This is a genomic window from Pseudonocardia halophobica (assembly GCF_050948485.1).
GTDB lineage: Bacteria > Actinomycetota > Actinomycetes > Mycobacteriales > Pseudonocardiaceae > Pseudonocardia > Pseudonocardia halophobica.
The window spans coordinates 2,327,093-2,339,925 of record NZ_CP192046.1 but is presented as its reverse complement, the minus strand read 5'-3'; the positions used below and the strand labels follow the sequence as shown (position 1 = coordinate 2,339,925).

Here is a 12,833-nt window from a genome sequence, read left to right as displayed (position 1 = left end):
CGCCTCCAGTCGCGCCGAATGGCCGTTGAGCTGCGACGATGAGCCACGATTCGAACATAGGTTCGAGTATGATCAGGGCATGGACGCAGGGCCCGTCGGCACCGCGCGCGACCGCCTCCAGCAGGCCATCGCGCAGCTGACCGACGCCTGCGGCCCGGCCGCCTCCGCGGACGAGGTCATCGACGTGCTGCGCGTCTGCGAGGAAGCCCGGCGCGCCCTCGATCGAGCCGTGGTCGACGCGACCGCGGACCTGCAGCGCCGCGGCACCTTCGCCGAGCGCGGGTACCGCTCGCCCACCCGCGCGCTGTCCGATCTGCTCGGCTGGGAGCGCTTCGAAGCCCGCCGCCGCGTGCTCGCCGCGGAGCACGTCTGTGAGCAGATCGGGCTCGACGGGACGCCCCTGCCGGCCCGGCTGCCCGCGACCGCAACCCTGTTCGCCTCCGGCGCGGCCGGGCTGCGGCACGTCGAGGTCATCGCCCGGCTGCTCGACAGCGGCCCCGCCCGCCGGCTCCCGCCCGAGACCTGGGCCGGCGCCGAAGTCCAGCTCGCCGCCAAAGCCGGGATCTACACGCCCTCCGAGCTGCACACCTGGGGCACCCAACTGATCGAGATCCTCGACCACGACGGCGCCGAACCCGACGATTCGCCGCCCGCGCAGCTCAACGAACTGCGGCTCTCCCGCTTCCGCACCCGCCCCGGCGGCAAACTCACCGGCCGCTTCGACGACGCCGCCCTGTTCGACGCCATCGCCACCACCGTCGACGCCGGCGTCGCACCCCGGGACGCCGACGATCAGCGCTCTTCGGCTGAACGCCAGGCCGAGGCGCTGGCCGAAGTGTGTGCCCAGGTGCTCTCCCGCGGTCGGCTGCCCGAGACCGGCGGCCGCCGCCCGCAGATGACCGTCACCGTCCGACTGGAGGACCTGGAGCGCCGCACCGCGAGCGCAGCGCTGGAATTCGGCGGCCAACTCGCCCCACAAACCCTGCGCCAACTCGCCTGCGATGCCGCCGTCATCCCGGTCGTGCTCGACGGCGTCGGAGTTCCGCTCGACGTCGGCCGCATTTCCCGCACCATTCCAGATGGCCTGCGCCGCGCGGTCACCGTCCGCGACGGCGGCTGCGCGTTCCCCGGCTGCGACCGCCCACCCTCCTGGTGCGAAATCCAACACGTGCGCGAATGGCAACACGGCGGCCCGACCAGCCTGGGCAACCTGGTGATGCTCTGCACCGTCCACCACCGGCTCATCCACCACTCCCACTGGGAAGTCCGGATGACCGACGGCCTGCCCGAGTTCCTCCCACCGAGCTGGATCGACCACACCAGAACACCCCGACGACGACCACCACCCGTCCTGACGCCAGTGGGATGAACCGGGAGCGCGAGGCCTCAACGAGGGGCTACCTGTGCTGCCCGAAGATCGTTGGTGCTCGCGTGAGCGGGGCCGCTCACACAGCGGACCGCTGCGGACCGAGCAACGCCTGAGCCCTGTCGAGCTCGCTGCCGGTGCCACCCTTCACCGCCAACCAGATCCAGCGTGCTGCCGACGCAGCCGCGCAGGCGCTCGGTCGGCCTCGTCCGACGCAGAGGTGAGACCAGTGCCGTGGCGAGTCCGCAGCGGGTGCAGGGCCCGGGAGCCCACATCACCGCACCACGTCCCGCTCCCGACACAGCGAAGGGGCGCGATCCGATGTGGATCACGCCCCTTCCGGCGCGGACCGGCTCAGCGCCGATTGCTCGCTCCGCACGCTCCGCTCAGCGCCGATTGCTCGCTCCGCAAGCCCCGCTCAGCGCCGATGCGTGCCTCTGCACGCTCCGCTCAGCGGTCGGCGTCGACCTGGCGCCGCTCGTGCTCGGTGCGGGCCTCGAGCTCGTCGTCGTCGACCGGGTGCGGCGTCTTGGCGTGCTCGCGGCGGTCCGGGTGGACCTGCTCCTCGGGGACCATGACGTCGCGCACCTCGGGCTCGTTCTCTCGGGGAGTGCTCATGCGACAGGGATTCCCACTGCGCTGATTTCCACACCGGACGACGTGCCGGCGAGGTCGAGTGCGGCGGCCACGACCTCGGACGGCGGCACGTCGAGGCACTCCAGCGCGAAGGGGCAGCGGAACTGGCGGCACGGGCTGCACGAGACCGGGCGGCCGAGGACGGCGGCGGGCACCGACCGCGGCCGGTACTGGTCGACGTCCTCGGTGCCGGCGAACAGCACGGTCACCGGGGTGCCGACGGCGTCGGCGAGGTGCATGCCGCCGCTGTTGTTGGTCACGGCGACGGCGGCGCCGTCGAGCAGGCCGGCCAGGCCCGGCACGTCGAGCGTCCCGGCCAGCGGGAACACCCCGGGCAGGCCGTCGGCGATCGAGCGGACCAGGTCCTCCTCCGCCGCCGGCCCGGAGACGACGACCGGGAGCCGGCTCCCCAACCCGGCCGCGACCTCGCGGAACCCGAGGTACCGGCGGGACGGGCAGGAGGCGCCGGGCAGCAGCACGGCGTACGGGCCCGACGGCGGCCCGAGCCCGGCGAGCGCCGCCCGCGCCTGGCTGCGGCCCGCCGCGGGGACGGCGGCGTGCAGGGTGCGAGCGGCCGCGGGGATACCGAGCCGCCCGAGCAGGTGGAGGGCCCGGTCGACCTGGTGGAGGCCGTCGTCGGGCGCGGGGACCCAGTGCGTGAGCGCGGTCCCGCCGAACTCCTTCGACAGTCCGGCCCGGATCGGGATGCCCGCCCGCCGGCAGACCTCCGCGGCGGGCCACGGGGACTGCGAGAACGAGGTCAGCAGCACCGCGGCGTCGTAGGCGCGGTCCGCGAGCTCGGCGACCAGGTCGGCGTCCGGGTCCCGGTCCTCGCCGGTCGGACCGTCGATCTGCTGCCAGGACATGCGCGCGACCACGGCGTCGTCGATCTCGGGCAGCAGGGTGGCGGCGCCTGCGCCGCCGGGCGAGGCGAGCAGGTCGATCCGGGCGTGCGGGGCCGCGTCCCGCAGGGCGGCGAGGGCGGGGCCGGTGAGCAGCACGTCGCCCAGGTTGTCCGGCCGCACGACCAGGATCCGGCGCAGCGCCGGCCAGCTCACGGGGGCGCCCGCCAGGGCCGCCGGATGCTCGAACACGATCAGGTGTGTTCCCGCCCTGCCGCCGATCAACCCCCTGTCGATCAACCCCCTGTCGATCAACCCCCTGTCGATCAACCCCGCTGCCGATCGACCCTCCGCGCCGTTTCGCGCCCTGCTCCCCGGGAACCGTCCACAGGTGATCGTGATGGTGCAGGGCGGAGCCGACCCCGCCCGCGACGGCGTGGCCGACTACACCGCCCACCTCGTCGAGACGCTGCGGGAGTCCGGCGAGCACGTCGAGCCCGTGAGCGTGGCCGGGTCGCCGGCGAGTGTCGCCCGCGCGGCGAGGCGGATCCGCGCGCTCGGGCCGGACGTGGTGCACGTGCAGTTCGCACCCTCGGCCTTCGGCTTCTCCCCCTGGCCGGGCCTGCTGCCCGACCTGGTCCGCGCCCCCGTCGTGACGACGGTGCACGAGTACGGCTGGTGGGCCTCCCCGTCCTGGGTGCCCGACCGGGTGTGGCGCGCGGTGGAGCGCCGCGGCGTCGACCGCGAGACCTGGCGGCTCGTCCCCCGCAGCGCCGCCGTGCTCACCACGAACGCGGGCCACGAGCGAACCCTGCGCGAACGCATGCGAGTCGAGCCGGTGCTCGTGCCGCTGGCGCCGAACGTGCCGGACCTCGGGCCGGCGCCCCGCACCGGGACGCGCCGCCGGCTCGGGGTGCCGGACGACGCCGAGGTCGTCGCCTTCTTCGGGTTCGTCCACCCCGTCAAGGGCATCCGGTACCTGGCCGAGGCACTCGCGCGGCTGCGCGCCGAGGGCCGGGACCGGCTGCACCTGCTCGTCGTCGGCGGGTTCACCTCGCTGGCCCTGCCCGAGGACGAGGCGCAGGCCTTCCGGTCCGAGCTGCTCGGCCAGATCGAGGCGGCGGGCGTCGCGGAGCACGTCACGGTGACCGGGCACCTGCCCGAGAAGGAGGTCTCGGCCGCGCTGCACGCCGCCGACCTCGCTGCGTTCCCGCTCACCGCCGGCGCCACGACCAAGAGCGGCGCGCTGCTGTCCGCCTTCGCGCACGGCCTGCCGACGGTCGTCACCCGCGCCGACCCGCCCGATCCCGAGCTGGTCGACGGAGAGACCGTGGTGGTCGCCCCGACCGTCCGCGACGGTGCCGCCCTCGCCGACGCCCTCCGCCGGCTGCTCGACGACCCGGCCCTGCGGCTGCGCGTGGCCGCCGGCGGGGAGGCGGTCGGCGCCGCGCGGAGCTGGGAGCGGATCGCGGAGCTCCACCGGAAGATCTACGCCGAGGTCCGTGCGGGTGCCTGACGACATCCTGGTCATCGACCTGCTCGGCGGGCTGGGCGACCTGGTCATGGCGCTGCCCGTGGTGCACGGGCTGGCCGAGCGGTTCCCCGGGGCCGCGCTGCGCGTGCTGACCCACGATCCCGGCGTCACCCTGCTCGACTCCGACCCCGCGGTGGCCGAGGTGCTGCGCGCGGAGAAGGGGCGGGAGCGGGAGGCGGTCGAGGCGGCGCTGGAGAACACCGACCTCGTCGTCAGCACCACCCGGCTGCACGGGATCCCGGACCTGGTCGAGGAGCGCGGGATCCCGGGCGTCACGAACCTGTGGCGCTCCCCGCCGCACGACGAGCCGGTCTCCCGCCGCTACGTGCGGATCCTCGCCGAGGAGGGGCTGGTCGGGCCGGAGTACCGGCCGCCGCGGATCCACCTGACCGACGCCGAGATCCACGCGGCCAGCGCCGACCTGCCGGCAGGCGTGCCCGTCGTGCTCGTACCGGGCGCCGGGATGGCGGTGAAGCTGTGGCCCCACTGGGCCGCGCTCGTCGACCTGCTGGACGACCTCCCGGTGGTGGCCGTCGGCCCCGGCAGCCCCGTGCCGGGGCTTCCGCCGACGGACCTGCGCGGCCTCGCCGCCCGGTTCGCCGCCGTCGCCCGACGCGGCGGGGTCGTGGTGGGCGGGGACACCGGTCCGGCGCGCGTTGCGGCGGCGGTCGGCGCGCGGACCGTCGGCCTGTTCGGTCCCACCCTCGCCGCCCGCTACGGGCTCGACGACCCGGCCACGAACCTGCAGGGCCTGCCGGAGTGCCCGCACCGGCGTCCCACCGCCATCACCGAGCAGGTGTGCTGGTGGGAGGCCCGGTGCCCGCTCACCACCACCGGAGGGCCGGCCTGCATGGCCGACATCCCCCCGGAGGCGGTCGCGGCCGCCGTGCGTGCGCTGCTGGTCCTCCGATATCCGGTGTTCAGCCCCTGAGCACACCGTCGGCGGTCACCGGGCGGTCCGGGATCGTGGTGTCCGACTCCAGGTGCACGGCGCCCGACGGCAGGATCCCGGCCCCGCCGAACTTCGCCATGACCCGCTGTTCGGCCACGACGTCCTCGCCCACGGCCTCCTCCGGCACGTCCCGCCAGAAGTCGAAGCCGCCGACCGCCACGAGCGCCTCGCGGTCGTAGAGCACGCAGCCCGCCACCCAGGCGATCTTGTAGGCGAGCCACCGCTCGCCCGGCCGGAGGTGCCGGCGGGCCAGGTGGATCGGGGTGGCGGCGTTGTGCAGCCGCCAGCGCTCCCACTCCGGGGTGTCCGGGTGCAGTGTCTCCGGGACCGGCGCGCCCTCCCAGCGTTCGAACGGCTCCTGCTCGGCGGGCCGCTCGTCGTCGAGGTGCGACAGCCCCTGCATGGCAGCGCCGACCATGCCGCAGCCCAGCTCGGTGATCGCCTCGTGCAACAGCGCGATCGTGCCGGGCGCGAGCCAGACGTCGTCGTCGAGGAAGAGCACGTACCGCGCGGTCGAGGCGCCCAGGAGCGCGGCACGGTGCTCGACGACGCCGCGGCGGGGCAGGTGCCGTCGGGTGCGGACCCGGTGCCCCCGCAGCTCCAGGACCCGGATCATCGCCTGCGCGGGATCGGTCTCGTACGAGGCGGCGGCGTCGGACTGGTCCGAGACCACGACGTCGAAGGGATGGTCCTGGGCCGCGAGGCCGGCCAGCGTGGTGGCCAGCTCCACCGGACGGTTGCGGGTGGGCACCAGCACCTCGACGGCCGCCGCCCCGGGCTCCTCCCCCGGCCCGGCCTCGATCCCGCCGGGGATCGTCGGGCCGGTCACGCCGCGGGGTCCACGACGACACCCGCGGCGTCGATCACCTGGTCCGCGCCGATCCCGCCGGTCAGCTCGCGGATCGCCTCGACCGGGTCCTCGGCGGTGTAGCCGACGGGCTCGACGTGCTGGCGGCGCGCCCTCTCCAGCCGGCTCGTCACGCCGTCGACCACGATCACGCGGGTGGCGCCGAGGTTGCGGGCGCTCGCGATCGACAGCCGGCCGGTCGGCTCGGGCCCGCCGAAGAACGACGTGCCGGCGAGCGGGCCGTTCGGGTTGGCGGCGTCGCACTGCGAGGTGTAGCCGGCGCGGCAGTAGGAGCAGCGCCCGCAGCAGATCGTCGACGGGATCACCACGCGGTCGCCCGGCCGGAACGCCCGCACGCCCGCGCCCACCTCCTCCACGACGCCGACGCCCTCGTGCCCCAGCACGGTGCCCGGGCGCATCCCGGGCATCGTCCCGCGGATCATGTGCAGGTCGGTGCCGCAGATGACGCTGACGGTCAGCCGGACCACGGCGTCGCCGGGATCGCGCGGCGTGGGGTCGGGCACGTCGGACAGGGCGATGTCGCCGGGCCCGTTCCACACGACGGCCTTCATGCTCGTCCACCTCTCGGGTCGGGTCGTTCGGGCCGCGGCTACCCGGTCGAGGCCGACGCATGCCGTCCGGCGCGGGCCCGGCCGGGTGCATGCCCGGCGGTGGACCGGGTAACCGCGAAGCCATGACGGTGCAGGTCGTGAGGCGTGTCGCGGGGGGACGGTGAGATCGTCGTGGCGGGTCCCTGCGATCCCTGGCTCGTGGCCGTCGCGGCCCGCGGCCGGTTCACCGGCGCGCCCGCCCTCCCGGTCCCGGACGTCCGGCGTTGCGTGGTCGCGACCGCCCACCTCCACGAGGAGCTCTGCGCCGCGGGCGGGCTGATGGCGACGCTGGCCGAGGCGGGCTGCGCGGTCGAGGCCCTCGCCGTGACGGACGGCGACGGCGGCCCTGAGCGCCCCGGCGCCCACTCCCGCGAGCGCGCGGGGGACCGGCGCGACCGGCCGTCGATCGCCCGCGGCTACACCGCGCTGGGCCTCGACCCGCTGCGCCGCTACCGGCTCGGCCTGCCCGCCCCGTTGCCCGCCCCGCGGCCCGCGCCGGACGACGGCCTCGACGCCGGGGCGGACGTCGCGGCCGCCCTGGCCGACCTGGTCCGTCCGGACCCGGAGGGCACGCTGCTCGTCGCGCCGTGGGAGCAGGACGGCCACCCGGACCACGACCTGGTGGGCACGGTGGCCGCCCGCGTCGCCCGGGAGCACCGCGTCCGGCTGCTGCGGTACATGCTCGAACCGTGGCGCGACGACGGCACACCCTCCGGCATCGCGCTCCTTCCCCGGCAGGCGGTGCGGCGGTTCCGGCTCTCCGGCGGGGTGCTGCAACGCAAGGACCGGGCCGTCGCCGACCTCGCCGCGGGACGCGCGGACACCGGGGCCGGCTGTGCCGAGGCGGAGCTGTTCCTGGTGTGACAGCGGAGCGGATGTGAGCCGCGCCGGGGTGTCGGCGGCGCCGGGCCGGGCACCCCTCCCCCATGGCCACCCCCGACGCACCGGTCCGCCCGGTCGCCCTCGTCACCGGCGCCAGCCGCGGCCTGGGCTACCTGATCGCCCGCGAGCTCGCCGACCGCGGCCACGACCTGCTGCTCTGCGCCCGGGACGCCGACGGGCTGCAGCCCGCCCGTGCCGACCTCGAGGCCCGCGGCGCGCGGGTCGTGACGGTGGCAGCGGACGTCGGCAGGCCCGAGGCCGCCCGCGAGCTCGTCGGCACCGCCGAGCGCGAGTTCGGCCGGCTCGACGTGCTCGTCGCCAACGCCGGCATCATCCAGGTCGGGCCCCAGGCGGACCTGCGCGAGGAGGACTACGAGCAGGCCATGGACGTCATGTTCTGGGGGCTGGCCCGACCCGCGCTGGAGGCGCTGCCGGTGCTGGCCCGCACCAATGGCCGCATCCTCGCCGTGACGTCGATCGGCGGGAAGCTGCCCGCCCCCCACCTGCTGCCGTACGGGGCGGCCAAGCACGCCGCCGTCGGGTTCGCGGAGGGCTTGCGGCTGGAGGCCGGCCGGCAGGGCGTCTCGGTGACCGTCGGGGTGCCCGGGCTGATGCGGACCGGTTCCTCGCGCAACGCGCTGGTGACCGGGAAGGCGCAGGCGGAGCGGTCCTGGTTCACGGTCGGCGCCTCCCTGCCGCTGGTGTCGATGGACGCCGAGCGGGCCGCCCGCCGCCTGGTCCGCGCCACCCTGCGCGGGACGCCGGAGATCATCCTGACGCCGCTGGCCAACATCGGGTCGCGGGTGCACGCCCTCGCGCCCTCGACGACGTTGCGGCTGCTCACCGCCGTCGAACGGCTGCTGCCCGGGCCGGTCGGCACCGGCCGACCGCCCCGCCCCGCCTACACCGCGCCGCTGCCCGGCTGGCTGCGCCGGCTGACCGGGCTGGACAAGGCGGCCGCCGAGCGCTGGCACGAGCACACCGACCCCGCCCCCGACCCGGGGCCCGGTGTCGGTCCCGAGCAGGCGGGTACTACCGGACGATGACGCGCACCCGTGCCCTCGTGACCAACGACGACGGCATCGACTCCCCCGGCCTGGCCGTGCTGGCCGAGGCCGCGAGCGAGGCCGGGCTCGACGTCGTGATCGCCGCCCCCGAGCACCAGTTCTCCGGCGCCAGCGCCTCCATCACCGCCGTCCAGGAGGACGGCCGGACAGTGGTGCGGGAGGTGGAGAGCCCGTCCGGGCTGCCCGCGTACGCCGTGCGGGCGGCGCCCGCGCACATCGTGGTCGCCGGCCTGCAGGGCTGGTTCGACCCCGCACCCGACCTGATCCTCTCGGGGATCAACCGGGGCGGGAACGTCGGACGCGCGGTGCTGCACTCCGGCACGGTCGGTGCCGCCCTCACCGCCGGCCTGCACGACCGGCGCGGCCTGGCCGTGTCGCTCAACGTCGCGCTCGGCGCCGAGGAGGAGGAGCACTGGGAGGCCGTGACCGGGTACCTCCCGCGGGTGCTGGAGCTGCTGCTCGACAGCCCGCTCGGGACCACGCTCTCGCTCAACGTGCCCGACCGGCCCGTCGAGGAGCACCGCGAGCTGCGGCTCGCCCCGCTCGACCCGCGCGGTGTCGTGCAGACCCTGGTCGAGGACGCCGACGGCCAGGGCCTGCTGCTGCGCGAGGCCGAGACCGGCGAACGCGCCGAGCCGGACAGCGACCGCGCCCTGCTGGACGCCGGCCACCCCACTCTGACCGCCCTGCGCGGCCTGTGCGAGGACCCCGATCTGCTCGTGCCCGAGCGCCTCGCCCACTCCGCGCGCCTGACCGACGAGAGGACGCACGCATGAACACCACGCAGGCCCGCGAGAAACTGACCGCCGAGCTCGAGCGGCTCGACCACGAGGCCGGCGCGGAGGCCCGCGACCAGGAGGAGCAGCGGGACTCCGACGAGCTGTCGGGCGGCATGGACTTCGGCGACCGCGGCTCGCGGGAGACCGAGGCGATGGAGGACGACCTGGCGTTGAGCACCCTGCGGATGCAGCGCGCCGAGGTCGTCGCCGCCCTGGAGCGGATCGAGGCCGGCGAGTACGGCCGCTGCGCCGTGTGCGGCAAGGAGATCGACGACGAGCGGCTGGAGGCCCGGCCGGAGACCGACAAGTGCCGCGACCACGCGGACACCAGGTCGCCGAGCCGGCCGGGGAGCGTGCCGCGCGTCGACACGTGAGAACCCGTCGGCCGCCCGAGGCCCCTGAGGGCTAGGGCGGTTCCTGACGACGGTCGGCCGGAGTAGGGGCACGGACGGGCGGGTACGAGACCGGTATGTCGGATTCGTGCCCGCCCGTCGTGGTGTTCGCCCCTTCCCCCATCATCACCGTCACCATCGAGGACCGCGCCGGACAGCCCGAGCTGCACGTCCACGCGGGCGGGCAGGGCGTCTGGCAGGCGCGCATGCTCGCCGCCCTCGGGGCGCCGGTGCGACTGTGCGCCGGGTTGGGCGGGGAGACCGGCCGGCTGCTGGAGCGGATGATCGCCGTCGACGGCGTGGAGCTGCGGTTCGTCGAGACCGCGGCGCGCAACGGCGGGTACGTGCACGACCGGCGGGAGCCCGACGACGAGGGCCGGATCGAGATCGCCGCCGAGCTCCCGGCCCCGCTGGACCGGCACGAGCTCGACGGCCTCTACGAGCTCACCCTCGCCGAGGGGCTGCAGGCCGGGACGGTGCTGCTGTCCGGTCCGCAGTCCGAGACCGTCGTGCCGACCCGGCTGTACCAGCGGCTGGCCGGGGACTTGCGCGCCAACGGGGTGCGGGTCGTCGCCGACCTGGCCGGAGAGCGGATGGAGGCGGTCGTCGAGGCCGGTGTCGACCTGCTCAAGGTCAGCGACGAGGAGCTGGTGGTGCACTCGCGGGCCGAGTCCACCGAGGTCGACGACGTGGTGCCGGCGATGCGGCAGCTGCTGAAGGACGGGGCGCAGGCCGTCGTGGTGAGCCGGGCGGGCGAGCCCGCGCTCGCCCTCGACGGCGAGTCCGACACCATCCTCACCATCACCCCGCCGCCGGTCCAGGCCAACGACCCGCGCGGCGCGGGTGACTCGCAGACCGCCGGGATGACGGCACGGCTCGCGGCGGGCGGGTCGTGGGAGGAGGTGCTGAAGGTCGGTGCGGCCTGCGGCGCGCTCAACGTCGTCCGGCACGGCCTCGGCACCGGCGGCGCCGAGGCGGTGCATGTCCTGGCCGACCGCGTCCACCTCGTCCCCCTGAAGTAGCGCGGCACACCCCGCCCCCGCGAGTCGGGAGTTCCGGCACCGCGAGTCGCGAGTTCCGGCACCGCGAGTCGCGAGATCCAGCACCGCGAGTCGCGAGTTCCGGCACCGCGAGTCGCGAGTTCCGGCACCGCGAGTCGCGAGTTCCGGCACCGCGAGTCGCGAGTTCCGGCAGCGCGAGTCGGCAGATTCAGCACCGCGAGTTGCGAGTTGCAGCACTGCGGGCCTCGCCCCGCACTCCCGCGAGACGGCAGATTCAGGCGACCGAGCCGGCGATTCCGGGAGATCGGCAGCGGGGTGTTCGCTCCGGTCGGGCACGGTTGGTGGCGCGGTCAGCGGGTAGTCGATCTCCGTGGCGGCCCCCGTCCTGCTCGCGCTGCGGGCGTTGAACCTCGGTGACCTGCTGACCGTCGTGCCCGCGCTGCGGGCGTTGCGGCGGCACCACCCGGACCACCGGATCGTGCTGGCCACCGCAGAAGTCCTGGAGCCGCTCGCCGCGCTGACCGGCGCCGTCGACGAGCTGCTGCCCGCCCCGGCGCCCGACGCGCTCCCCTTCCCCGGACAGGTCGACGTCGCCGTGAACCTGCACGGCGCGGGCCCGCAGAGCCATCGCGCCCTTGACGCCCTGCACCCTCGTCGTCGCATCGGCCTGGGCCGCCCCGAGCTGGGCTGGCCCGGGCCGCCGGCCGAGGAGCTCGACACGCTGCACGAGCGGGTCCGCTGGTGCACGATGCTCGCTCACCACGGCATCCCGGCCGACCCCGCAGACCTCCGCCTCCCCGCGCCGCACGGCGTCGCTCCCGGGCCCGGACGTCCCGTCGTCGTCCATCCCGGCGCAGCCTTCGGTGCCAAGTGCTGGCCGGTCGACCGTTTCGCGGCCCTGGCCCACCGACTCGCTCCGCTCGGACCCGTCGTCGTGACGGGCGGTCCGCAGGAGCGGTCCCTCGCCGAGCGGGTCGCGGCGGCCGCCGACCTGTCCGACGACCGTGTCCTCGCCGGGCGCACCTCGATCTCCGAGCTCGCGGCCCTGGTCGCCGGTGCGGCGCTCGTCGTCAGCGGGGACACCGGGATCGCGCACCTCGCGGCGGCGTTCGGGCGGCCTTCGGTCGTGCTGTTCGGGCCGGTCGGGCCGGAGCGCTGGGGCCCGCCCGCAGGTCCGCACCGCGCGCTCACGCATGCAGAGGTCCGGCGCGGCGACCCGTTCGCCGACGACCCGGACCCGGCCCTGCTCGCGATCGGCGTGGACGAGGTGGAGGCGGCCTGCCTCGACGTCACCGCGTCCGACGAGTGTGTCGAACCCGCCGCCACGGGTACGAAGGCCTCATGAACGAGCCGAACCGCGAGAGCCGTGACGACGTGACCCGGCCCGACATGATCGCCCACGACGAGATCGCGACCGACCCCGCCGCGGACCTCGAGGACGTGAACGACCGCGGCACCGGTCTCGACGACGAGGAGATCGACCCGAACACCGAGGCCGACCCCTACGACGTGCTGGAGCAGCACCGCGAGGTCCCGGTCGACGACGACGAGGCGCCACGCGACTGACCTGTCTCGAGGGCGATCTCCTCGGAGGCGACATGCGGCCGAAGGCGGTCCCGGCCGGCGATCACGACCCGAGGTCCTGCTCGCGGAGGCGCCTGGCGCGACCCGCCCTTGGCCAGAGCCCGACTCGCGCTGCCAGAACTCCCGACTCGCGCTACCAGAACTCCCGACTCGCGCTACCAGAACTCCCGACTCGCGCTACCAGAACTCCCGACTCGCGCTACCAGAACTCCCGACTCGCGCTGCCGGAACTCCCGACTCGCGGTGCCAGAACTCCCGACTCGCGCTGCCGGAACTGCCGACTCGCGGAAAGCCCAGCTCACCCCGGGTCGTGAGTGCGAAGTGCCCCTCTAGCGGCACT

Annotated in this window: 14 protein-coding genes; 10 read left to right on the top strand and 4 right to left on the bottom strand. The window is 75.4% G+C overall.

Translation table 11 applies throughout. The features are described from left to right. Positions 1-25: 25 nt before the first annotated feature. Positions 26-1,369, top strand: coding sequence for a DUF222 domain-containing protein (locus ACQP04_RS11285; RefSeq protein WP_433506997.1), 1,344 nt, complete (start codon positions 26-28; stop codon positions 1,367-1,369). Positions 1,370-1,816: 447 nt separating this feature from the next. Here ACQP04_RS11285 and ACQP04_RS11280 read toward each other — a convergent pair whose 3' ends face one another. Together ACQP04_RS11280 and ACQP04_RS11275 are read right to left on the bottom strand one after the other, a co-directional pair. Continuing rightward, the gene (locus tag ACQP04_RS11280; protein ID WP_433506996.1) at positions 1,817-1,984 is read right to left on the bottom strand and encodes a hypothetical protein; all 168 of its coding nucleotides are present in this window, start codon (positions 1,982-1,984) and stop codon (positions 1,817-1,819) included. Continuing rightward, complete coding sequence (locus ACQP04_RS11275) at positions 1,981-3,096, bottom strand: glycosyltransferase family 9 protein (protein WP_433506995.1); 1,116 nt, start codon at positions 3,094-3,096, stop codon at positions 1,981-1,983. Before ACQP04_RS11275 ends, ACQP04_RS11280 begins: the two co-directional genes overlap by 4 nt. 148 nt (positions 3,097-3,244) lie before the next feature. On the opposite strand from ACQP04_RS11275, the gene ACQP04_RS11270 reads away from it, so the two are divergent. Both ACQP04_RS11270 and ACQP04_RS11265 read left to right on the top strand, forming a co-directional pair. Continuing rightward, positions 3,245-4,360, top strand: a complete 1,116-nt coding sequence (locus ACQP04_RS11270; protein WP_433506994.1) for a glycosyltransferase — start codon at positions 3,245-3,247, stop codon at positions 4,358-4,360. Further along, entirely contained in the window at positions 4,353-5,309 is a 957-nt protein-coding gene (locus ACQP04_RS11265) for a glycosyltransferase family 9 protein (protein ID WP_433506993.1), read from the top strand. The genes ACQP04_RS11270 and ACQP04_RS11265 overlap by 8 nt, the downstream gene beginning before the upstream one ends. Here the strand turns inward: ACQP04_RS11265 and ACQP04_RS11260 are convergent. Both ACQP04_RS11260 and ACQP04_RS11255 read right to left on the bottom strand, forming a co-directional pair. Next, positions 5,299-6,159 carry a glycosyltransferase gene (locus tag ACQP04_RS11260; protein WP_433506992.1) on the bottom strand — a complete coding sequence of 287 codons (861 nt, stop codon included), beginning with the start codon at positions 6,157-6,159 and terminating at the stop codon, positions 5,299-5,301. The two genes, ACQP04_RS11265 and ACQP04_RS11260, sit on opposite strands and share 11 nt — an antisense overlap. Further along, positions 6,156-6,749, bottom strand: coding sequence for an alcohol dehydrogenase catalytic domain-containing protein (locus tag ACQP04_RS11255; RefSeq protein ID WP_433506991.1), 594 nt, complete (start codon positions 6,747-6,749; stop codon positions 6,156-6,158). The genes ACQP04_RS11260 and ACQP04_RS11255 overlap by 4 nt, the downstream gene beginning before the upstream one ends. Before the next feature lie 171 nt (positions 6,750-6,920). Here ACQP04_RS11255 and ACQP04_RS11250 point away from each other — a divergent pair, with 171 nt between their 5' ends. The 7 genes from ACQP04_RS11250 to ACQP04_RS11220 all read left to right on the top strand — a co-directional run bounded on the left by ACQP04_RS11250 (position 6,921) and on the right by ACQP04_RS11220 (position 12,475). Then, positions 6,921-7,652, top strand: coding sequence for a PIG-L family deacetylase (locus tag ACQP04_RS11250; RefSeq protein WP_433506990.1), 732 nt, complete (start codon positions 6,921-6,923; stop codon positions 7,650-7,652). 62 nt (positions 7,653-7,714) lie between these two features. Beyond that, positions 7,715-8,716: an SDR family NAD(P)-dependent oxidoreductase gene (locus ACQP04_RS11245; protein ID WP_433506989.1), complete on the top strand. Its 1,002-nt coding sequence runs from the start codon at positions 7,715-7,717 to the stop codon at positions 8,714-8,716. Then, a complete protein-coding gene (surE, locus tag ACQP04_RS11240) occupies positions 8,713-9,513 on the top strand; it encodes a 5'/3'-nucleotidase SurE (protein ID WP_433506988.1) in 801 nt (266 codons plus the stop codon). The genes ACQP04_RS11245 and surE overlap by 4 nt, the downstream gene beginning before the upstream one ends. Next, positions 9,510-9,890 carry a TraR/DksA family transcriptional regulator gene (locus ACQP04_RS11235; RefSeq protein ID WP_433506987.1) on the top strand — a complete coding sequence of 127 codons (381 nt, stop codon included), beginning with the start codon at positions 9,510-9,512 and terminating at the stop codon, positions 9,888-9,890. Before surE ends, ACQP04_RS11235 begins: the two co-directional genes overlap by 4 nt. 95 nt (positions 9,891-9,985) lie before the next feature. After that, complete coding sequence (locus ACQP04_RS11230) at positions 9,986-10,930, top strand: 1-phosphofructokinase family hexose kinase (RefSeq protein ID WP_433506986.1); 945 nt, start codon at positions 9,986-9,988, stop codon at positions 10,928-10,930. Between the two features lie 349 nt (positions 10,931-11,279). Next, a complete protein-coding gene (locus tag ACQP04_RS11225) occupies positions 11,280-12,254 on the top strand; it encodes a glycosyltransferase family 9 protein (RefSeq protein ID WP_433506985.1) in 975 nt (324 codons plus the stop codon). Beyond that, on the top strand, positions 12,251-12,475 hold the full coding sequence (locus ACQP04_RS11220) for a hypothetical protein (protein ID WP_433506984.1): 225 nt from the start codon (positions 12,251-12,253) through the stop codon (positions 12,473-12,475). The genes ACQP04_RS11225 and ACQP04_RS11220 overlap by 4 nt, the downstream gene beginning before the upstream one ends. The last annotated feature ends 358 nt before the right edge of the window (positions 12,476-12,833 follow it).

Bases quoted from the DNA above. Each gene is read 5' to 3' on its own strand.
- ACQP04_RS11230 (WP_433506986.1), top strand. From the start codon at position 9,986: ATGTCGGATTCGTGCCCGCCCGTCGTGGTGTTCGCCCCTTCCCCCATC.
- ACQP04_RS11245 (WP_433506989.1), top strand. From the start codon at position 7,715: ATGGCCACCCCCGACGCACCGGTCCGCCCGGTCGCCCTCGTCACCGGC.
- ACQP04_RS11220 (WP_433506984.1), top strand. From the start codon at position 12,251: ATGAACGAGCCGAACCGCGAGAGCCGTGACGACGTGACCCGGCCCGAC.
- ACQP04_RS11255 (WP_433506991.1), bottom strand. From the start codon at position 6,749: ATGAAGGCCGTCGTGTGGAACGGGCCCGGCGACATCGCCCTGTCCGAC.
- ACQP04_RS11235 (WP_433506987.1), top strand. From the start codon at position 9,510: ATGAACACCACGCAGGCCCGCGAGAAACTGACCGCCGAGCTCGAGCGG.
- ACQP04_RS11270 (WP_433506994.1), top strand. From the start codon at position 3,245: ATGGTGCAGGGCGGAGCCGACCCCGCCCGCGACGGCGTGGCCGACTAC.
- ACQP04_RS11280 (WP_433506996.1), bottom strand. From the start codon at position 1,984: ATGAGCACTCCCCGAGAGAACGAGCCCGAGGTGCGCGACGTCATGGTC.
- surE (WP_433506988.1), top strand. From the start codon at position 8,713: ATGACGCGCACCCGTGCCCTCGTGACCAACGACGACGGCATCGACTCC.